Source organism: Lewinella sp. (assembly GCF_050633125.1).
Classification (GTDB): domain Bacteria; phylum Bacteroidota; class Bacteroidia; order Chitinophagales; family Saprospiraceae; genus Lewinella.
This window is the reverse complement of the sequence record NZ_JBOEFX010000151.1, coordinates 1-20,997: the sequence shown is the minus strand read 5'-3', so window position 1 is coordinate 20,997 and position 20,997 is coordinate 1. Positions and strand designations below refer to the sequence as shown.

The window sequence follows — 20,997 nt, the reverse complement described above, 5'->3', positions numbered from 1 at the left end:
CTCATCAACCGTACAGGGCTGTTGCTAATGACTAAATTTTGGCGCGCTTTCCTAAGCAGAAAGGTTGTCTTTTGGGCAGACGCCCTCACGTATCGTGCCTACCTCGTTTTCGCAAAAAATCTTTTGGAATGCTACCCACGCCGCCATCAACTTCTTCCATTACGGATGAAAAATTTGCGGGATTACTTAGGGCACTCTAACTATGGCCACCGCTATTGCCCGTCCAGCGGGACGGTTGCTAAAGATAGTTTTTTGGTTAATGATCCTCAAATGATTATTGCCGAAGAAAAACTCCGAGACCCTGATATCTACCTTTTTGCAAAGGCAAATCCTGAATACCTGCAAGGATCTGGCCTGTTGACAATGGGCCCTGTCACCTGGGAAAATCTGGTCTTTATGGTTAAGAAAGCCTTTTTGAAACTCAAGGCTGCGCCTATGATGACTCCTGCAAATTCTTTACAAACCGAATACACCAGATAAGATGCAAATACAGAAAATATCCTGCCACCATATACAGATTCCATTACGGATTCAATTTGCACAAGCCAATCAGAATGCACTGTCCTCTAACTCAATTATTGTTTGTATTCAAACAAAGGAGCGATCCATAGGATTTGGCGAAAGTTGCCCACGAACCTATGTGACAGGAGAAGATATAAGCAGTGTTTTAGACTGCCTTGCTAAGTGGGAGGGAGAGTTGGAAAACTTAGTGTTTTCTTCGCTAGAGGACATAGAAAAATGGACCAGTGAGCAACTCGATAAGGGTATTGGCCCTGCGGCAGTATGTGCCATCGAACTTGCACTGTTAGATGCTTGGAGCTGGGAGTATCAAAGAGATTTGGCAGAAGAACTGGGCGCTGGCATCACTTCGTCTGAGGTGCAGTACAGTGGCGTTCTTCCGCAAGGTAACTGGGGTAAACTTGGACCTATTGTAAAGCAACTGAATTTTTCTTCCTGGAAATTTAAAGCTTATGGCACAGTAGCGCCCAATTTGCATCGTATTAGAGAAATGAAAGCCTTAATAGGGAGTACAACGCCAATTCGCATGGATGCTAATGCTGGCTGGAGTTTAGCGATGGCCCGAGAGCAAATCAGTAAGGCACTTACTTTAGGTGTTACTTCTTTTGAACAGCCACTTGCGTCTGGCGAGGATAATGAAGCAAGACAGTTGGTACAAGCGTTTGGTAGTCAGGCGAGTATTATGGCCGATGAGTCATTGTGCACGTATGCTGATGCAATGCGATTGATTGAAAATGGGGCGTGCAATCATTTTAGCCTCAAACTTTCCAAAAACGGAGGGCTATTTAATACCCTTAAGATTTACCGTTTGGCTCAAGCGAATGGGATACGCTGCCAGTTGAGTGCTCATTATGGTGAAACCAGTATTCTTACAGCAGCGGGGTTGCTTTTTGCAATGATTGCTCCGGAGCTGACGGCTTGCGAGGGGGCTTTGGGGACGATGCTTTTGAAAGAAGACCTTACTTCTTGCCCCCTTATGGTGGATAAGGACGGAACGATTGATGCACCTGCTTTACCTTTTATGGGGTGGCCTGTAGCGGTTGATCAACGGAGGTTGCTGCAGTATAGCAAGTTGAAGTTGCAGAAACAAGCGGTAGCAATAGCGATAGAAGCGTAAAAGGGAAAGCTCCCAAATCAGAAATTCTCTATATTATACTATCTTCTCATGGCAAGTATTTTTTACGTCCTCACTTTATTAACGGTACTGCTCTTGCTGAGGTTACTTTATCAGCAAAGGAAGAAATATCTTCGACTAGAAGGTAGAATGGAGGTGCTAAGTGCGCGGCTGAGTCCCCATTTTTTTTCCAACAGCCTGAATGCAATCGAAAGTTTGATCAACTTGGACCAAAAGCGCGCAGCTTCAAAATACTTGATCCATTTCTCTCACTTGATGCGCAAGGTTTTGCTGGCCTCGCGCGGACAAACTACCAGTTTGAGTAAGGAATTAGCAATTACGAAGCATTATTTGGCAATGGAAGAACTCCGCTTTAAGAGTAAATTTAACTATCAAATGAAAATTTCGGTTGAGCTAAAAACAGACTGCATTGTGGTGCCTTCTCTTATTTTTCAACCTTTTCTTGAACAAGCTATTTGTGAGCGTATTGTGCAGAATGAATTGCCAAGTTTACTCTCCTTGGAGACCAAGCGGGAAGGTTCCTATTTATGTTGTATTATTACAGATGAACTAATTGGTCATGGGAATACTGCCTTGCCTCGCGTGTCTACGAAACATCGAAGTGAGCATAGCCTCTTAAAGTTCGCAAATCGACAATTGTTAGGTCAAGAGGATACAAAGGTGGAGGTGAGTGACCTACGAAACGAAAATAACGAAGTTTGCGGCACCCGTACCTTATTGTGGTTGCCGTATAAAATATCTAGTCATGAGTAAGTTAAGAGCCATTTTGGTAGAAGATGAACCCAGCGGCATGGACAATCTACGTTGGAAACTGCAAAACAACTGCCCAGAGGTAGAAATTATAGCGGAATGTACCAGTGGCAAAGAAGCTATCCGGGCGATAAAAATGCACCTGCCGGACCTGCTGTTTCTTGATATCCGATTGGGTGATATGAGTGGTTTTGATGTACTTGAGGCTATCAAGCACCCTACTTTTGATCTTATATTCACGACCAGTTACGATGAATATGCCATTCAGGCGATCAAAAACAGTGCGCTTGATTATTTGCTAAAGCCGATTGATGAAGACGAATTGCTGGATGCGGTAGGCAAAGCACGCCAAAAACAAAGAAGTAGCAGTTTCGCCGGAAATACACCAGAGGTTCCTGTGGCACCCCGGTTTGGATTCCCTATCAGTACTGGCCAGCAATTTATTGAACTGTCAGAAGTGATTTATGCACAGGCAGAAGACAATGTAGCATTGGTTTACCTGAAGGAAGGAAAACCACTGAAAATCAGTAGATCATTAGGTTGGGTGGAAGAAGAGTTGAAAGACCTGGGCTTTTGCCGAATCCACCATTCTTACTTGATTAATTTAAGTGCAATGACGGAATACATTCGCAATGAAGGCGGCTTTGTGATTATGGAAGGTGGTAAAGCCATCAGCATTTCTCGCCGCCGAAAGGATGATTTCCTTAAGGCATTGGATCGGTTTAATTTGAACACTTAGCCTATGAGCACCACCTCGCCAAAACCCATTGAATCACCGTCCAAAAGTCCACCTTTTGCGGGGCGTCGTATTTATTGCCTCCTGATTGGTATTGATCGCTACGAGGTGCCGGGGGCAAATTTGGGAGGTTGTGTTCAGGATAGTAGAGCTGTTGAGAAGTACCTACGCGAGAGTGTGAGCAATGCAGGAGAATGCCTGCATTTACTTTGTCTGTGGAGCCCTGTTTTACAGCAGCAAGAGGACCCAGAGATAAAGGCACCTATGCCTGCTAGTAGAAAAGTAGGAACAGCCACGCGTTCGGAAATTATAGCGGGTTTTAAAGACTTTCTCACCCAGGCCGAGGAAGACGATATAGTTCTTGTTCACTACAGTGGGCACGGTTCCTACGAAACCCGACCAGAAGAACTCTGGCACTTGGACCCAGAAGAACGCAGTACACATCGCGCGGAAACCATCGTTTGCCAGGATAGTTTTACTACAAAAAACGGGCAATTTGTACCCGCCTTACGCGATAAAGAATTACGCTGGTTGATTGCTGAAATCGCAACGCGTAACCCTAATATTGTGCTGTTGATGGATTGTTGTAATGCCAGTGGTAATACCCGATTTAAAGAAGAGGGCACACTGGCACGTTTTACACCATTAAAAGGAATAACGGAACAGAACGACATTGCTTCGTATCTTTTTTACCAAGATGATGAAGCCGCGCGATTGGCCTTGTCTTCTGATCCAACCCAGTTCCATTTGCCAGAAGGCCGGCATTTGGCACTTTATGCGTGCCACAGTTATCAGTTGGCTAAAGAAACCACTTTTAGAGAAGGTCGCTTTGGCGTTTTTACCTATTACCTTCTCCAAACCCTCAGGGCTACTCGTGGGCGAATTACTTACCGAGATCTGTTAAAGTTGATTCGTGCTAAAGCCAAAGAAAGGGTTACACATCAAAGCCCTCAGGTTCATGCGAGCCTGCCAGAAGACTTGGATAATTACTTTTTGGGCAACCAGTCCGCGGAATCTGAAAAGGCACCTTTTACCTTGTTACGCGCGGATAATCCGCTGGAAGCTCGTCTCGATGCAGGTTCTTTACATGGTCTTCTTGGCCCGGAGGAAGGGGCTACTTTTTTTGAAGTGTTATCGAATAAGTCGTCGGCAGAACCGACCGAAGAAAGGTTGGCTCTGCTCAAAAACATTACTCCGGCTCATAGTATCGTCAGTTTTACTGATGGTAAACCCTTTCCGGAGGGGGAGTCCTTACTCAAGGCAATTGTACATAGCTCACCAGTGCCAAAAACAAAGGTGTGTATAGAGCTAGAAGATGAGGAGAAGCTGCTTGATGAAGCAACCCTTTCTCCTGGTCAGGGGCAACTGCTAGAGGCTCAAAAGGATTTATTGAATTTGCTCAAAGACGCCCCTCATCTTTCTGTTGTGAAAAAAGAAGGCGGCGGTTGGCAATACCGGCTATTCATTTATTTATATAAAGGAGAAAAGAAATTACGCATCTGTGCAAAAGATGAAGTTGGAGCCCTCATTCAGCCACGAATAGGGTGGGATAAGCCTACCATGCAAGCTTTTATTGATGAACTGGCCCATCTTGGGAAATGGCAGCGCACCCTTTCCCTACGGAACGATCATCCGGCTTCCATTCCTCAAGGGCTAGTGACAATTGATGTTCTTAATGTTGCGGGAGAGGTCGTCAACGTGCAAGAAAAAGATATTGTCCTGAAAGCTACACCTGAAGGCGAACCAGATCCCCAGTTGAAGTTCAGAGTCCGATTGCAGAAAACTTACCCTGGGCCTTTGTATTGTGCCTTGTTGCATTTAAGACCAGATTTTGGTATCAACCCCAGTTTATTGGCCAGCGATGCCCATTTGGGGACTGTTGAGTTCATGAATGGTGGGCGGATGATTAAGCGGGAGCAACTGGAAATTTACGCAGGGTCTCACATTCAACTTCCAGGAGGCGCAGACCCGGAAGGCCTGTTCTTGGCTTTTAGTTTGCCACCAAACAAAAGAGGGATTCCTGTTGAGGAAGTAGAAGATCACTTCAAGCTTATTGTGAGTACCGCCCAGTTTGATCCGATGCACTTGTGGCAGAATAGCCTCCAGCGGGCTAAAGTTCCCCGAACAGGCGGCGCACCGAAAATAGGCAACGCTTTTGATAGTTTATTGAGTGATATTCAGCATCGCGGCGTAAATTGGGGGGGGATGCATTCCCTGACTCGTCGCAAAGTGCCCGATTGGTATACCACCAGCGTCACCGTTAAAACCCTTAGAGAATGAATCAATTGAAGCAAAGGCTATCGGCTAAAGTAACTGTCTTCCTGGTGTTGCTATGCGCGATGTTTACAGCTTGTAACGAAGCACCAGTAAAAGAGCAAGTCACTCAAGAAGAACAACCAGTAGACACTACTCGTGTCAAGACGGTAGACCAAGACAGCATAGAAATCGATGAAGCAGCAGTGCCCTACGTGTCGCTTTTAGATCAACGCAACCAAGTTGCCAACGAAGCCATAATTGCCGCACTTATTGAGGAAGGAGCAAAAAATGTGCTTTATACCAGTAGCAATTCTGTTTTGTCTAGTTTACATCCTTCACCTCCAGTAGCTTATGATAAAGTTTCTTTCTTCGTTTATTTAGAAGATTTACTACGTTTTGCGCAATATGAAACTCAAGCAGGAGAAGTGCAAATGAGTGAGCCTAAAAAGATAATCTGGCCGGGGTATTCAGGATTGCCGGAGCCAAATCATGAGGCTTTGGCTTATCCATTGGTTCGCAAGGATTACCTTTCTGAGTATTGTCCGGGGTGCCTGAATCCCGCTTTTGTAGCGCTGAATGGAAAGGAGGTTGACCCTACTCAGGTTTCCCACCCTCGTTATCAGCCGCTATTGGAGCTATATACCCAGATTTTTGATCCTCAAATTCGGCAGGCTTTGTATAGAGATTACATTGCTTTCGCATATGAAGAATTAGGTACACAAAAAACGAACCTTAATGCTCAAAGCAGAGCAACAGCAGCTTTGGCTTCTCAATTCAATCAGCGGGCACAAGCAGAAGTAAACTCCGAAAAGCAACAACAGGCCAGTCGTATGCAGCAATACTTTACCAGCTTGAAGCAGGCATGGAAAAGCAAGGACGAAAGGGCCATGGATAGGTACCTCAATGAAATACTGCAGCTACAGGAGTCATTGTTGGAGCCACTCCCCATTCAAGATGATATCGTTCGGTTTTTTACGAGTGAAAACAAAGGCAACCCACTCTCGAAGGCTATTAAGACAAAAGCAGGGCAATTGAAGAGTTATCGACCTTTAGCAGTATCCAGTGATGAGCGTGTACTTTCAGTAACAGCCATGAGTTTTGCGCAGAAAGCCCTGCAAGCGACTCCGCTAAATCCTGAAGAGTTGCAAAAAATCAGAACAACGCTAAATGGAGCTCGTGATAGGGTGACAAATTACACAAGGGAAAAAGCGGCTACAACCGAGCAATTAGCAGTATACACGACGGTGTTTACCGATGAGGAAAGAACTTTCTTCAATGCTTACTTGCTCAGTTTTCAATACCATATTAATATATGGAAACGCTTTCAATTGCAATTGGAAGAATTACTGGACGTGCCTCCGGAAGAAAACTCTTTTTCCTATTTGTTGCTGCTTGACCATGCCGTCAAGGAACGAGAGAAAGCGCTGGCCAGCAACCCCCTCATTGCCACGGCACACAGTAAACTTCGTAAGCTGGCTGGGATTTACTACCGGGAGTTACGCGAAAAAGAAGCTATTTTTAAGCAGCACGAATAATATGAAATACGAACTCAGCCACGATACCATCGCTCGCCAGGTCTTCGAGAAGGCCAGTACCGAAGCACGTACGCGCCGCAAGGTAGAGCGGTATATCAGCGAACGCTATGCTGCCTACCAAGAGCGCGGCGCTCAACTGACGCAGGATGATGTTGATTTTGTTTGGCCACATCTCGATCAAGTTAATAGCCGGACAGAGGAATTGGCATTTTTACACCAAGGAAAGCGCAGACTGCAACGCAAACGGAGGATTCGTTTGCTACTGCTAGCTCTCACTAGTGTTGCTTTTGCGATCCTGGCGTTATGGGCCAATAGCCAGCGTGATGCGGTTGAAGCCCGTGAACAGCAAAGTAAATCCATGCGGATAGGATTGGCGGCCCGCTACGCGCTTTACGAAGGAAAGCCACGGGAAGCATTCCGATTGGCGGAACAAACATTGTTGTGGGATAATGATGATGACGCGACAGCAATCGCCCGAGAGGTACTGCTCGAAATTAAGGAGAACCCGCTGGTGAGAAGTATTCATCATAAGGATACGATTACGACGCTACAATTTTCCCAAGATGGTACTTACTTTTTGAGCGCTTCACTGGATGGAGAAGTAAGGTTATCCAATTTAGACGGGAAAACCCTGAACCGCCTACAATACGATAACGGTATTCGCTGGGCTCGACTTTTACCTGCGGGGAATCTCGTTTTGAGTCTCAGCACAACGGGGAAATTGATGCTTTGGGATGTAACCGGTAATAAAATTCAAACCCTGGCTAAAGACCTTGAGTTTTCGAGCGCCGAATTGAGTACCGATAACGCTCAATTGGGGGCGATCACCGATAAGCAGGTGTATGTTTGGGATTTACGAGAACTAGCCAAGCCTCCACTGATTGTTAGTCTGGAAGCACCCGTAGTTAGCCTCGGTTTTTTGCAAATAGAAAAGAAGTGGGATCTCATCACTGCCGATGTTAATGGTGATATTAAACGTTGGAATGCCGCTGGCGAAGCCGTTTTAGATTATCAAAACCTTTTGGCTAAAACCGTAAATGGGATCAGCGTAAGCCCCAATAATGATAAAATTGTTTTTCGTACGGCAGCGGGCGATTTTATGCTGGCGAGTAACGGCGATACTCTCAAAACTAGAGCTGCCCTCTTGTTTCGTGCCTATCAACCGACACATTCGGCCTTTACTCCTAGTAAACAGCCGGAAAGAATCGTTTCCATCAGTCGCGATACCAATATTATTTACGTCTGGAACATCAGTTCAACCCAAACTTACCTCGATATGCAGTGGTCTCCCAAAGGGAAAGCTCAATTTGGGGCCATGAGCAATAATGGGCGATTTTTTCTGGGTGCGAGTGACGATAATGAAACGATGGTTCAGCAGATTGTAGATAGCCTTTTGAAACAAAACGAAGAACTTTTTCGCTTTAATAATTGCACTTTATGGGGAGTATACGCACCTAATAATGTACACTTTTTATCGACTGCTGGAGGAAATCAGGCACTGCTCTGGAAATTTGATTTCGATTACGTGGCGGAGAAAGAGGCACTGAATGAAGCACAAGTGATCCAGTATTATCAAACGAGATTAAGGCCGCTTACACAGGAAGAACAAACGTATTTTCGGTTGAAATAAATAAACCTATTACCATGAAACACCAAGCCTTATTATTCATTTTACTATTCGGTCTTTTCTCCGCACACCTACAAGCACAGTTTATTAGCGGAGTTACTGATACCCTTGACCTAGGCGGTGAAGATGTAGCCACTACGATGAATGCCAATCGTGGCCTGGACCAGACACTTTCTAACCGCAATTGGTGGCTTGATTTCTTGAAAGCCGATTCCATCCGGATGAGGCCAGAAGTTACTTATACACGGACGCTGGCCATCAGTTTTCGGAATTATGAAAGGGATCCTGGTACCTGGGTGCCTTATCAGAACTTAAATATATTTTTCTACTTGGAAGACTTGGAGGACCTGCATAGCAACCTCTTATGGCAAACTTACAGATATAGTCGTGTGGTACCAAAACCAGGTGCTATCCGTCAGTCTCCACTTGGAGGGCGTAACCGTCAACCGGCACAGAGCAATGATCGTGTCATGGCCAATCCCAATACGATCACTAATAACGCTGTTGCTCCACCGCTGTACCCTTTTGTCCGCAGAGATGTTTTAGGCGAGTTTAATATCCGCAAGAATCCTCGTTATGTAAATTACTCAGAGTCCGCCAAAGGGCGAAGGAGCCCTGATAACCGTTACCTTACTGTTTTCAAAAATAGCAAAGCGCTTAATCAGCTATATCGCCTGGCTTTCTACGATGGTACAAGTGCAGATTTGTATGTTTGGGGCACCCCCATAGCAATTATTCATCCTGATCCGATGATAGATGTCAATGAGGCGGTAACGGCCGTCTATTTGGATATTTCAGCGATGGTAGAGGGAGGAATGAAGACGGCCTATAACAGCCAGAACCGTTCTGAACAGGTCGATAAATTAAATGCTCGTCAGGTACAGCAGGCCATACCGCTGTTGAGAAATGTACCAATTCCCTTTACTTACAAGAGAATCCTGGGAGCCAGACGCCAGCAGCTTAATGTCAATCTACCTGCACAAAAAAGCTCCCTCGAAGCATTGGTAGCACAAAGAAATGCTTGCAGCTCCTTTTTGAGCCAAAGAGAGGTGACGCTGTTCAACTGGCTAATTGATCAAAAAACGCAACTGGTGGCCTGGCAAACAGCTGCAGTAGATGGGCTAGGAACCATCCTGAGTGCACCTGGAAATACGGCAACTTATAGCCAGTTGGCAGTAGTTTCCGAATACTTACGTGTTAGTACTGTTCTCCTTAATAACCTTACGGATAATCCGAAACTGCAATATGCGTTAGAGCGCGTCAAGGTTTCGTACTACGTTGCGGCAATGGCTGCTGAACGAGATTTTACGAGTAAACTCAATGAGTGAAGGTGGGTTTTACCCTGTTGTGTTCCTGATACTGTAGGTGAACCTCACATTAAAATAAGTTTTTGTCTTTTTATGAAATACGAACTCAGTCACGATACCATCGCTCACCAGGTCTTTGAAAAAGCCAGCACCGAAGCGCGTACGCGCCGTAAGGTAGAGCGGTATATCAGTGAGCGCTATGCTGCCTATCAGGAACGCGGTGCGCGCTTGACTCAGGATGATGTGGATTATGTGACGCCTTATTTGGGACAAGTGAATGTTTCTGTTGAAGAGAGTGCGTTTATAGTTTTCGCCAGAAAGCAATTGCTTACTAAACGACGGAATATACGCCTGTTGGTTATCGCTATCATTGTGGTACTATTAGGCTTAACAGCTTGGGCGGTGATTAATGGGCAGCAGGCGGTAGCCAGCGAAGAACGTGCGATAGTCAATGAAGAACGCGCGATAGTCAATGCATTGCAAGCCAAAGAAAGTGCTGCCGAGGCGACCGCCAAGGCCCAAGCGCTCGAAATTAAAGAAGCAGAATTACAGCAGTCACTGGAAGAAGCACAAATCGCTAGAGATACTTCGGAACTTCGGCGAATTGCTGCGGTAATGGCCCAGCTTCAAGCTGATCTGAATGCAGAGGAAGCCTTGGTGCAAAGAAGGAGTGCTGAAATACGATTGCGAGAAGCAGAAGCACTCACCCTTATCGCCAGAGCGACTTCTTTGCCTAGGAGCGAAATGGCTATTGCACTACGGATTGCTCAGGCTGCTTATGAGCACACCGATAAGCCCCCAGCCGCTGTTCAAAAAGGTATGGCTGACATTTTCTATGGCCAGTTTGGCAAACCAGGATTGCCCTTGTTTCAAAAGGATTTTTCAGGACATACGAATGATGTTCGATCTGTAGTGTATTCGTATAAGGGTACAGAAGCTTTAACTACCTCAAAAGATGGAACTGCTAAATTATGGTCATTGAATGGAACGGAGCTGGCTAGTTTTGGAGGGAAGGATATGGGATACATTTTGTCGGCTGTCTTTTCGCCGGACGGCACTCAAGTGCTTACTTCTTCTAATTTTGGTACCTCAACATTATGGACGCTGGATAGACAGAAATTGGCCAGCTTTGCAGGATATAAGGCTTCATTTTCACCCGCGGGCACGGAGGTAGTTACTGTTGAGGAAGATGGTGTGGTGAAACTATGGACACTGAACGGAGAAGAGGTGAAAGGTTTTGATTGTGGAGAAGATAATCTTTATTCAGCAATTTTTTCGCCTGATGGTAAGCAGATATTGACAATTGCAGGCGGAACTACGGTAAAGCTATGGACGCGGAATGGGGAGGAACTAGCTCATTTTACAGGACACACAGAAGCGGTATGTTCTGCTGTCTTTTCGCCCGACGGTACTAAGATATTAACGGCTTCTAATGATGATCGAGCAAAATTATGGTCATTAAAGGGTGAGGAGTTGGTTAGTTTTGAGGGGCATAAGGGGGACGTACGTTTTGCAAGTTTCTCACCTGATGGGACTGAGGTATTGACAGCCTCCTACGATTACAGTGCGAAACGCTGGGCATTGGATGGAACAGAACTAGCTAGCTTTGATGGGCATATGGGATACGTTTTGTCGGCTATTTTTTCTCCTGATGGTACCCAGGTTTTGACGGCATCATATGCAGGTAGTGCAAAAATATGGTCATTAGACGGCGAGGAATTGGCTAGCTTAGAAGATAAAAGTCCTGTCTTTGCTGCCGTCTTTTCTCCTGATGGAAGGCAGGTACTAACCGCTTCGATGGGAAGAAGTGTCAAGTTATGGGCGTTGTTTGGTCCTGAAATATTCAATTTTCAGGATGCTTCCGCTGATTTTTTTTTCGCCACCATTTCTCCTGATGGTGAAAAAATACTTACTGTTCATGATGACAACGCCAGATTATGGGTAAAGGAAAAGGCCAATTGGGTCTTTATTAAAAAATACACAACGAATATTAGAGCTGCCGCATTTTCACCTGATGGTATGAAGATATTGATGGCTTCCCATAATGGCATATTAAAATTATGTACATTGGAAGAGGAAGAGCTGGTCCGTTTCAATGGCTCTACCACGCTTGTCAATAATGAGGTTTTTTCCCCTAGTGGAACTCATCTGGTCTCTACACCTTATGGGGGGAGTCCGAAAATATGGGAGGTGATATCCGGTAAGTTAGTTGCAGATTTAAAAGGGCACAACAGCGGGATTAGAACTGCCGTTTTTTCCCCTGATGGTGAACGTATTGTGACCGCATCTTATGATCATACCGCAAAAGTATGGGATGTAAAGTCCGGGGAGATAGTTGCGGATTTAAAAGAGAATTCGGTAGTTGAATATGCCGTATTTTCCCCTGATGGGACTAGGGTAGCTACTGCATCAAGGGATGGCAGCACTAAAGTATGGGATGTAGTATCAGGTGATTTGATTACAGAAATTTTCGCGGAAAATAGCACAAGGGGGGATTTCGTTATTTTTTCCCCTGACGGTGCAAGCATCGCCACAGCATATGCTGACGGTATTTTAACGTTATGGGATGTAGTATCCGGTGATCTGGTGATGGACTTTAAGGGACATACTAATGATGTTTTCTCTGCCGATTTTTCTTTTGATGGTACTAAAATTGTTACTTCATCAAGGGATGGCAGTGCTAAAGTATGGGATGTGAGTTCTGGTAGGATATTGGCGGACTTTTGGAAGCACAATCCAGTTGCTGACTTGCAAAAGGTCAGCAGAATTAATTTAATTACTTCCGTCGTGTTTTCGGCTGATGGTAGGAGCGTGTTTTCAGTATCAACAAATGGCATCGCCAAAATATGGCCCACCCCCCAACGTATCTACAACTACCTCAAAAACGAAGCCGGCATCCCTCAGCTCACCCCAGAACAACGAAAGCTCTATGGAATTGATTAAATTATCTACAGCATCGCTGTACAGACGCATTGCAATGCGTTTCAACGGCAACGAAAACAATACGGACCAGCAAACCATCCAACGAACGAACCAGTAAAACCAACAAACCCGTAAAAGCATGACCCCCATCATCTTCCTCACCTTCGCCAATGACCCAGACGCGCATCTGGACCTCCTCAAAGAGGAGAGCCGCCGCCTGTACGGTGCTTTGGAGGAGCTGGATCGCAAGGAATACCTCAAGCTTATCCGCGAGGAGAGTGCGCAGGTCAAAGACATCTTTGCGACCTTCACCAAGAATAAAGAACGCATCGCCATCTTTCATTATGCTGGCCACGCCGCAGGTACTCAGTTAAATTTGGAAGGTGGAACTGGAAACGCCGAAGGCTTGGTACAACTGCTGGGCCAGCAGGAAGGACTGCAATTGGTTTTCCTCAATGGCTGCTCTACCAAAGGGCAGGTACAAACCCTGTTGGCAGCCGGCGTACCGGCGGTGATCGCTACGGCCGTACCCATCGAAGACCGTAAAGCCATGGAGTTTAGCCAGCAGTTTTACGAAGCACTGGCCAATCGCCGGACCATCGACCAAGCCTTCAAGATGGCACAGGCTTACCTGGAAACAAAATTCAGCAAGAGCGTAGAAGTGGTCATGCGAGATGCCTCCTGGGTAGGGGCTGCCAGCCAAGACAATAGCATGGATATGCCCTGGGGCCTATACGTACAGGAAGCTCGAAAAACCGAGATTCTAAGTTGGAAGCTGCCGTTTTTCCGGCCAGTAGGCTTGCCGCAGGACATGATCCAGTACATCGGTAAGAGTTTTACCGCCAACCGCTATATCGTACTGGTACTGGATGAGATGTGTAAATACAATCCGGATATTTATGGCCAAATGGTGGAACAAAGAGGGGAGGAGACGGTAAAAAAAGACTCCAAACACTTCCCCTGGTTGGTGATCGAGAATTTTCCCTGGCCTATTGGCTCGCAAATTCGCTTGTTGCGCTTTTACGATAAACCCAACGTAGAGCGACTGGAACATTTGGTAAGCACTTACCTTATTACAAGTCAGTTGTTGTATTATGTCCTTGTGTCTGACCTGTGGGAGCAATCGCGGGGAACCATTCATGATGCGAAATGGCCACAACTAGAGCAACAGAAAGGAGCTTTTGCCAACTTCGATTTTATGGGGCAAATACCTGCCTTGTACGATAAAATCGCCGGAATAGGAATGCCTTTCATCGGAGAGCTGGAAATACTGGCGACAGACTTGCAAAACCCAGAAAGCCCGCTGGCCAAAGCCCACGCCTTTTTGGAAAAATTACGGGGAGAATTACAAACCAATCCCCCCACGACTGATTTGGATAAGCACTGCCTGAGAACCGAACAGGCCGTTTCCATCGTCTTACGCGCCGCGGCATTCCTAGCCCGGTATCGCCTACTCACGGTACGCAATGTGTCCATCAATCGGCCGCGATTTGAACCCCTGGCCTACGAGCTGGACATGGGCCCACTGAACGCCACCCAGGGCACAGGCCTGAACCTCTATCAGGATCAGGAATATCGCCGAAAGGAGAATTACTCTGATAGCTCTTCGATCATCCTGGTGTCCAACGAAAAGCATCTCGATAAGTCTTTGAACCTTTCGCCCTTCATCATTGACAAAAACACTTTTGTGAAAGTCAAGAAAAGCGAAACCACCGAGCAGGATCGTCTCGCACACATCTTTCTGATGGGCTGGGAGGCCAACGATCAATTGACCTACCTGGCCGTTGATCACAGCTTCTTTCATGCGCTGAACAATGAAGATGATCAAATTCATACCAATATGACGCAGGAAGATTTTACGGAAGGCCGAAATCTCAAAGAAGACGATTTTGGTGATGACTTTGGCCTCGATTTTGGCTTGGATACCGATACTGGCAGCGATGATAGCCCGAAAGTATTTCAAATATTGTACGATCAATACCTCCTCTGCAAAAATGACTTGGCGTAATGATGACGAATCCATTCAAATTCCTCGACTCCTACGACAAGGAGGATAAAGACCGCTTTTTCGGTCGCAATAAAGAAACGGCCCAGCTTTTCAACGCCGTACATGCATCGGGCTTGGTTTTACTGTACGGTGCTTCGGGAACAGGGAAGACCAGCCTGGTCAATTGCGGCCTGGCGAACCGCTTTCAAGAGACCGATTGGTTGCCGGTTTTTATTCGTAGGGGCAATGACCTCAATCGTTCGCTACTGCGGGAAATAGGGAAGTACAGCAGTACCCAATGGGAGGAAAGCACGCCCCTGCGACATCGCGTGAAGGACCTTTACTTGGAAACTTACCGCCCGGTGTATCTGATCTTCGACCAGTTTGAAGAACTCTATATCATGGGGGCGGAAGCGGAGCAGCAGGCTTTTCACCAGTCGATAAGTAACCTTCTACAGGCCGGTTTACAGTGTAAGGTTTTGCTGATTATTCGGGAAGAGTACATTGCGTACCTGTCGGAATTTGAGAAGGTTGTGCCCCCGCTCTTTGACAATCGCTTGCGGATAGAAAAGATGAACGATCACAACCTGAGCCGAGTTGTGCTGGGTACTTGTCGTTATGGTAACATCGAAGTAAAAGAAGCCAAGCGAACGACGAGCATGATCCTGGATAACCTCAGAAATGCCCGCGAAGGGATTGACCTGACCAACCTTCAGGTGTATCTCGATCGTCTCTGGCGCCGCGATCTTGATCGCCAAGGCAATCAACAACTAGAGCAGGTGACTTTTGATGAGGAATTGGTAGATGCTGTGGGCCCAATGAAAAATGTGCTTTCCGAGTTTCTGGACGAACAAATGCAGGACATCGAAGCGGGCTTGAAAAAGCGTGGCGTGAAAAGTCCACAAGGCCTACCCTTGGAGGTGTTGTTTACCCTCGTCACGGAAGATGGCACCAAGCGAAGCAAAGATCCCATATCCATCCTGGAAGATATGCCTCGCAACCGTAAGCTAAGTGCAGCTGATCTTGAGTTTTGCCTTTCAGAATTTGAGCGTATCAAGTTGTTAAGGCGGTTTGCGGAAGAGGGTTGAATGGTTGGAATAGTAGGAAAAGTGTAAGGGGGTAAAGGTTGTTTGCGAGGACGTAAATAATTCCGACTTCCGACTTTAAGAAGGGCGAGTATAACCTTTACACTTTTCCAACTTTTAGAAAAGGGCGCTCCCCCTCCCGAAGGTCGGGGTCGGGTCATTCGCCACTTGCTGTTCGCTCGGCCCTTCCGGTGGTCGGGCTCCCCGCGTTGCGGGGCTGGCTACTACCCCTAGCGCAGGGGATTTCTGGTAGAAGGTAGAGGGAGTTAAATACGCTAGTAGAAACTAATCTTTAATCACCCAACATCGGATTTTTTCCTTGAAGTTGGAAATAATTCCCTAATTCTTCGCTTCCCTATACCTTCTACTCAAAGGGCACGAAGCAGCCCGCATTCCTATACGGACTTTTACCGGAAGTCCAGCTTACCTTTTCTACCAATATTCCATCTCTCCGAGATGTTTTTGCGCAGACACAGAATTATCTTTATTATGATTTTGTTTGAGATATCTCCCAATCGTAGCTTCCCACTTCCCACTTCCCACTTTCCACTTTGCCTCATTCCTCTAGTGCTAATTCAATAATTGTTCTACCAGCTTTTGTAGTTGATCTTGTTCGGCATTCACGTGATGCTCTGCGAGTTTGCGCAGGTTTTTTATTTGCTTGAGGGAAACATCGTCCATACTGGAATTGGCCCCAACGAGAGGCGGGTTGATGCGAAAATAGTGATGGGTGCCAGGAGACTTTTCCAATGTTTCCCGCATTTGTTGCTGGGTACTTCTGGCCTTGGCCGAACCGAGAATGTGCAATAGCGGCTTCCAGCAGTTGAATAAGCCTTTTGCTTTGAGGTCTTCTAGCTGGAAAGCCTGCGAGGTGCAACCGGTGCCCAAAGAAAGCATGGTGAATTCGGCGGGTTCAGGAAACAGTTGCTGTAAATGCTGATAGGTGGCAAGGCTCGGGTTTTTAGCAAAGACGCCACCATCAATGAGCGGGCGGCAAGAACCATCGGCGGCCTGTGCCAGAAATGGCCCGAAATAAACGGGGGCGGAAGCGGTAGACTGTGCCACTTGCCAAACAGGATAATCTTCTGAAGGTTGAGCTTTGGCGGCCTCACTACTGAAAAAGTAAGGCGCTTGCTGCTGAATGTCATAGGCCGGAATCAGGCAGGGTTTTACCATTTCCTTGAGGCGAGTATCACGCATAAACTGCTGTAAAACTTTGCTCATCTGGGCACTGTCGAACTTTTCTCCGGCAAGGCCCATGAGGCTGGTGAGTTTTTTGCGTGTAGAACGGTGGAAAATTTGACGTCCTTCATGGCAATACAATTCCAGCACTTCTCGTGCCGAAAACCGAGGGCGCGTTGGTTGATGAAGGTCAGGTAAGACATAAAGGCAGGCAAGGATACCGCCCGTGCTAGTACCGGCGAACATATCGAAATAATCGGTCAAGCGGGTATGGGGATCACCTGTTTCGGCAATCAAGTGGTCTTCGAGCGCCGCCAGGATAGTAGCCGGAATAATACCTCTCATACCTCCCCCGTCTAAGCAGAGTACCTTGGCTTGTACACTGGGAGTCTGTACGGGGCTTTGGCGAAGAAATAAAGAATTATAACTGGACATTTGAATCAATTTACCGGTTGCGGCCATGGTTGATTTTTATTTTAAAGGTGGGGATGTTTGGCTGGTTTTGCCAGAGGAATGGGGCAAAGGGAAACTTAGGCACCGCCAGTGGCCATTTAGCGATGATAAGTGGTAAATGGGATAATTACTACACAGGAGAATGGAAAAAGGAAGCTCGTTTTTTCTGTGGATTGCTTAAAAATTAAGATATTCCCTGCGGAATGGAAATGTCTTTTTTTAGATGGTTTGGAAAGAAAACCTCTGAAAACCTGTTACCTAAGAAAGATTCTTCCGTCTGTAGGATGTATCTTTTGTTGGACACCCTCCAAGAAACACTTTTAATTCACAGATAAAGTATTAATTATGGCTTTCGAAGTATTCAAAAATGATTCCGGAAAATTCTATTTCAACCTTAAAGCAACCAATGGTCAGGTGATCCTTTCCAGCCAGGGTTATGCTGGTAAGTCGGGCGCAATGAACGGCGTACAGTCGGTGATCAACCATGCAAAAGATGACGCTAACTTTGAGCGCAAAGAGGCAAAAGATGGTTCTCCATTCTTTACACTGAAGGCTTCTAATGGCCAGATCATTGGTAAGAGCCAGATGTACAAAGCAGTAGCTACGATGGAGAACGGTATCGAGTCTGTTAAGAAAAATGCTTCTGCTGATGCAGCGGTTAAGGATTTGACGGTTTAAGACGAGCTAGTCAATAGCAAACTGAAAAGTATAACTCCTCTGTCCATTCATTCGGGCAGAGGAGTTTTTGTTTGGTTAGCGTAAGCTAAACCTTGTCAGTTAGAGCGTGTCGGAAAAGCGCATATAGAGATTCACAACACCATTAGGGATTAATTTCCTGCTTTTTTGAAAGCAATTTTTTGAGCATCTGCCTTGACAATTTTTTCGATGGCCGTTCGGAGAATTTGGTAATCTTTTTGGGCAACACTATCGTTGACCAACTTGAATAATCGCTTGATTGTTAATTCTTGACCATTGACTTGAAAGGTCAATTCGTAGAACAAGTTATCATTTTCAATTTTAAGATCAGTTGGTATTTCTGCAAGTTCGTAGCCTTCGGGGATACTGATGTTTAGGGTCTCATCTTCCAATTCCCAATTGAAATACTGCCATAACTCTAGCGGGTAGATGCGCTCGGTGAGAGACATGAAGTTGGGGTTGCTAAGGTCATCAGAAAAGGGGATGCTAAAAATCCTGAGGCCACCGATATCCGTAAACACACTGGGTATTTCGTAGGTGAAACTGTACATTAACTGGGCCGAATTATCATCTAATCCGGTCTGAAATGCGAGTTCTTTTAGCGATACACCCGGTGCTTCGCCATTGATGGCTTCTTGCATCTTTTTTTGCTGGATATCTTCTCCTATTTTTTCGTAGGAATCGCGCATGCCTGATGCTGCGGATCCCGTTTTTGTGCTCTCTTTGCTTATTACCATCTTGTCGCCTTCAAAACTGACGGTTGCTGTACGGATGGCTGTAGCGGGCACTTGGTCTGTAGGAGCANNGAGCAAGAACCTGAGCCGTTACTTTTTCCTCTAGTTGTCGGGGGATTTTGAGTGCAAAAGCTCCGGAGGTGCTACTGGCTTTGACGGCAAAAGGAAGATTCTCTGCGGTGAGTTCCAGGTAATAATCTTTCTCTTCCAGAGGGAGATGAACAATGCAGTGGTTAAAATCTATGCTGGGAAGCATCATCTCCTTTTGTCCATTTTGCCGGGTATTCACAAGCACCAGGTTGGCGTCGATACCCTGGGTTTCGCAGAGTGCAACAAAGAGGGTCGATACATCTTTGCAATCGCCTTGTTTGGCAGCAATCGTTGTAGAAGCTTTCTGCGGAATGAGCCCACTCTGAAGGAAGGACACGGAACGGTAGCGGATATTATTGACAATGTAGTCGTAAATTGTTTCCACCTTTTCTCGTGGTGTGAGTGTATTGCTGGTTTCGAAAAGCTCAGCAGCTACATTTTCTACCTCGAAATCTACTTTAGCTTTAGCTTGCGCGAGGTCAGCATACCAGTTGGCAATGTAGTTCCAATCGGGGAAGGAAGAGTAGTGGAGCGTTTTGCCAACATCGGTAAGGTTGGGCATCAAGGCTTCGTATTCGATGGCAGGAACATTCGTGGCTTCCCAAGTATATCGTTCATAATTGTCAAACTGCTCAATTTTTGGTTCAAGCTCGCCATTTTCTACCTTATAGGAAAAATTGGTGCCTTCTTCGACCAAGAGAGATAAGCTGGTATGTGCTACCGGGAGGAAGAGCTCGAAAAAGTGAGAGCCCCAGAAGTGATTAGCCAGCTTGCCGCTGAAGTAATTTTGCAAGCGATAGGTAATATGGATAGCGTCGCCTTCTTCGAGGTTGGAAAAAACAATGTAACCACCATTGGTTTCGGCAGCGATACGTGCACCGTTTTTCTTTAACACTTCTGCCTTGTCAATAGAGCCATCCTGATTGTTGTAAACCGGAATTTGGTAATCTTTCCACGTATCTACGCCATTAGTGTTGAATACCTTGACCACCAAAATGTGCTTTTCTTCGGAGCCTCCATCAGCGTAAATGACCTTTTGGGTTTCATCAGCCAAGAGGAGGCTATGGTCATTAGGGTAGTCCGTTCCTTCAGGTGCATCTGCGTAAATTTGGTAAACATCAGGAGCAGTAAAAGAGGAAAAGATATCAGGTTGCTCATTGAGAATTCTGAGCTGACGGCGGGCATCGTAATTGTAGGGATTGTAAAAAATGGCTTTGCGGTAAGAGGCTTCTGCTGCTTCCTGAAGCCCCAACTCGGAATAAGTATTTGCTAGCGTTTGGTGGTAAGAGTCTATGTAAGGTGCGATGGAGATACATTCCTGTACGTAGGATTCTGCTTTTTTGTAGTTGCCTAGATTATAGTACAAGCTAGCGAGCCTACTGTAATATCCCGTGGCAATGGGGTTGTTTTCAATTAATTTCTGATAGGTGTCAACACCTTGTTCAACAGAGCCAATATTAAAGTAGGCACTAGCTAATTCAGCTGTTGCTTCTTCAGAATAATGGTTGGCCAGGTATTTTTTCAAGACGCGCACAGCATTGCGAGCATTCCCTTCGACATCTTTTTGAACCAAGTATTTGAAATAAACAAAAATGAAATTATCGGGATAGGTATCATAAGCTTTGTCGATCAAGGCAAACATTACTTCTCTTTCGTCTTTATCGCCGGCGAGTGATATTCTTCGCTGATAGACGTTCTCAGAGAGGCCCTCACGGTCTTCCATTTTTTGGATGATCTCCTCTTGTGCTTCCAGATCATCTCTGTTTTTTGCATCATCAAGCAGATAGCCGAGGGCTAGGGCTCCGTCAGGATCTTTTTGTTTGACTTCTTCGATGAGGGTTGCTGTTTCGGTGCGATTATCATCTTTTGCATAGGCACTCAATTGCTGAAACAAGAGATAGGTGCAATGCGGAAATAGTTTGCGAGCTTCACTAATAACACTTTTTGCTTTGAAAATTTTATCAGTAATGATAAAGTACTGTC

14 protein-coding genes are annotated in these 20,997 nt (G+C 45.9%); 12 read left to right on the top strand and 2 right to left on the bottom strand.

The window, feature by feature from the left end; all coding sequences use genetic code 11:
• The 11 genes from ACRBG0_RS26115 to ACRBG0_RS26065 form a co-directional block, all read left to right on the top strand.
• Positions 1-480, top strand: a 480-nt coding sequence (locus ACRBG0_RS26115; protein ID WP_431489774.1) for a hypothetical protein, incomplete at its 5' end; no start/stop codon positions are given.
• Between the two features lies 1 nt (position 481).
• On the top strand, positions 482-1,636 hold the full coding sequence (locus tag ACRBG0_RS26110) for a mandelate racemase/muconate lactonizing enzyme family protein (RefSeq protein WP_431489773.1): 1,155 nt from the start codon (positions 482-484) through the stop codon (positions 1,634-1,636).
• A gap of 48 nt (positions 1,637-1,684) precedes the next feature.
• Positions 1,685-2,407 carry a sensor histidine kinase gene (locus ACRBG0_RS26105; protein ID WP_431489772.1) on the top strand — a complete coding sequence of 241 codons (723 nt, stop codon included), beginning with the start codon at positions 1,685-1,687 and terminating at the stop codon, positions 2,405-2,407.
• Positions 2,400-3,143, top strand: a complete 744-nt coding sequence (locus ACRBG0_RS26100) for a LytR/AlgR family response regulator transcription factor (RefSeq protein WP_431489771.1) — start codon at positions 2,400-2,402, stop codon at positions 3,141-3,143. The genes ACRBG0_RS26105 and ACRBG0_RS26100 overlap by 8 nt, the downstream gene beginning before the upstream one ends.
• A gap of 3 nt (positions 3,144-3,146) precedes the next feature.
• Complete coding sequence (locus ACRBG0_RS26095; RefSeq protein ID WP_431489770.1) at positions 3,147-5,420, top strand: caspase family protein; 2,274 nt, start codon at positions 3,147-3,149, stop codon at positions 5,418-5,420.
• Positions 5,417-6,931 (top strand): hypothetical protein, encoded by a 1,515-nt coding sequence (locus ACRBG0_RS26090; protein ID WP_431489769.1) that lies wholly within the window; start codon positions 5,417-5,419, stop codon positions 6,929-6,931. The genes ACRBG0_RS26095 and ACRBG0_RS26090 overlap by 4 nt, the downstream gene beginning before the upstream one ends.
• 1 nt (position 6,932) lies before the next feature.
• A complete protein-coding gene (locus tag ACRBG0_RS26085; RefSeq protein WP_431489768.1) occupies positions 6,933-8,561 on the top strand; it encodes a WD40 repeat domain-containing protein in 1,629 nt (542 codons plus the stop codon).
• A 14-nt stretch (positions 8,562-8,575) separates the two neighbouring features.
• The gene (locus ACRBG0_RS26080; RefSeq protein WP_431489767.1) at positions 8,576-9,886 is read left to right on the top strand and encodes a hypothetical protein; all 1,311 of its coding nucleotides are present in this window, start codon (positions 8,576-8,578) and stop codon (positions 9,884-9,886) included.
• A 72-nt stretch (positions 9,887-9,958) separates the two neighbouring features.
• Positions 9,959-12,808 carry a hypothetical protein gene (locus tag ACRBG0_RS26075; protein WP_431489766.1) on the top strand — a complete coding sequence of 950 codons (2,850 nt, stop codon included), beginning with the start codon at positions 9,959-9,961 and terminating at the stop codon, positions 12,806-12,808.
• A gap of 118 nt (positions 12,809-12,926) precedes the next feature.
• On the top strand, positions 12,927-14,795 hold the full coding sequence (locus ACRBG0_RS26070) for a CHAT domain-containing protein (protein WP_431489765.1): 1,869 nt from the start codon (positions 12,927-12,929) through the stop codon (positions 14,793-14,795).
• The gene (locus tag ACRBG0_RS26065) at positions 14,795-15,862 is read left to right on the top strand and encodes an ATP-binding protein (protein ID WP_431489764.1); all 1,068 of its coding nucleotides are present in this window, start codon (positions 14,795-14,797) and stop codon (positions 15,860-15,862) included. Before ACRBG0_RS26070 ends, ACRBG0_RS26065 begins: the two co-directional genes overlap by 1 nt.
• Positions 15,863-16,429: 567 nt before the next feature.
• Here the strand turns inward: ACRBG0_RS26065 and ACRBG0_RS26060 are convergent.
• Positions 16,430-17,476: a patatin-like phospholipase family protein gene (locus tag ACRBG0_RS26060; RefSeq protein ID WP_431489763.1), complete on the bottom strand. Its 1,047-nt coding sequence runs from the start codon at positions 17,474-17,476 to the stop codon at positions 16,430-16,432.
• A gap of 363 nt (positions 17,477-17,839) precedes the next feature.
• Between ACRBG0_RS26060 and ACRBG0_RS26055 the strand changes: the two genes are divergently transcribed.
• Positions 17,840-18,172, top strand: a complete 333-nt coding sequence (locus tag ACRBG0_RS26055; protein ID WP_431489762.1) for a YegP family protein — start codon at positions 17,840-17,842, stop codon at positions 18,170-18,172.
• 824 nt (positions 18,173-18,996) lie between these two features.
• On the opposite strand, the gene ACRBG0_RS26050 is transcribed toward ACRBG0_RS26055, so the two are convergent.
• Positions 18,997-20,656, bottom strand: a 1,660-nt coding sequence (locus tag ACRBG0_RS26050) for a DUF3857 domain-containing protein (protein WP_431489775.1), incomplete at its 3' end; no start/stop codon positions are given.
• Positions 20,657-20,997: the final 341 nt, after the last annotated feature.

Bases quoted from the DNA above. Each gene is read 5' to 3' on its own strand.
- ACRBG0_RS26110 (WP_431489773.1), top strand. From the start codon at position 482: ATGCAAATACAGAAAATATCCTGCCACCATATACAGATTCCATTACGG.
- ACRBG0_RS26090 (WP_431489769.1), top strand. From the start codon at position 5,417: ATGAATCAATTGAAGCAAAGGCTATCGGCTAAAGTAACTGTCTTCCTG.
- ACRBG0_RS26075 (WP_431489766.1), top strand. From the start codon at position 9,959: ATGAAATACGAACTCAGTCACGATACCATCGCTCACCAGGTCTTTGAA.
- ACRBG0_RS26070 (WP_431489765.1), top strand. From the start codon at position 12,927: ATGACCCCCATCATCTTCCTCACCTTCGCCAATGACCCAGACGCGCAT.
- ACRBG0_RS26060 (WP_431489763.1), bottom strand. From the start codon at position 17,476: ATGTCCAGTTATAATTCTTTATTTCTTCGCCAAAGCCCCGTACAGACT.
- ACRBG0_RS26080 (WP_431489767.1), top strand. From the start codon at position 8,576: ATGAAACACCAAGCCTTATTATTCATTTTACTATTCGGTCTTTTCTCC.
- ACRBG0_RS26065 (WP_431489764.1), top strand. From the start codon at position 14,795: ATGATGACGAATCCATTCAAATTCCTCGACTCCTACGACAAGGAGGAT.
- ACRBG0_RS26100 (WP_431489771.1), top strand. From the start codon at position 2,400: ATGAGTAAGTTAAGAGCCATTTTGGTAGAAGATGAACCCAGCGGCATG.
- ACRBG0_RS26105 (WP_431489772.1), top strand. From the start codon at position 1,685: ATGGCAAGTATTTTTTACGTCCTCACTTTATTAACGGTACTGCTCTTG.
- ACRBG0_RS26055 (WP_431489762.1), top strand. From the start codon at position 17,840: ATGGCTTTCGAAGTATTCAAAAATGATTCCGGAAAATTCTATTTCAAC.
- ACRBG0_RS26095 (WP_431489770.1), top strand. From the start codon at position 3,147: ATGAGCACCACCTCGCCAAAACCCATTGAATCACCGTCCAAAAGTCCA.
- ACRBG0_RS26085 (WP_431489768.1), top strand. From the start codon at position 6,933: ATGAAATACGAACTCAGCCACGATACCATCGCTCGCCAGGTCTTCGAG.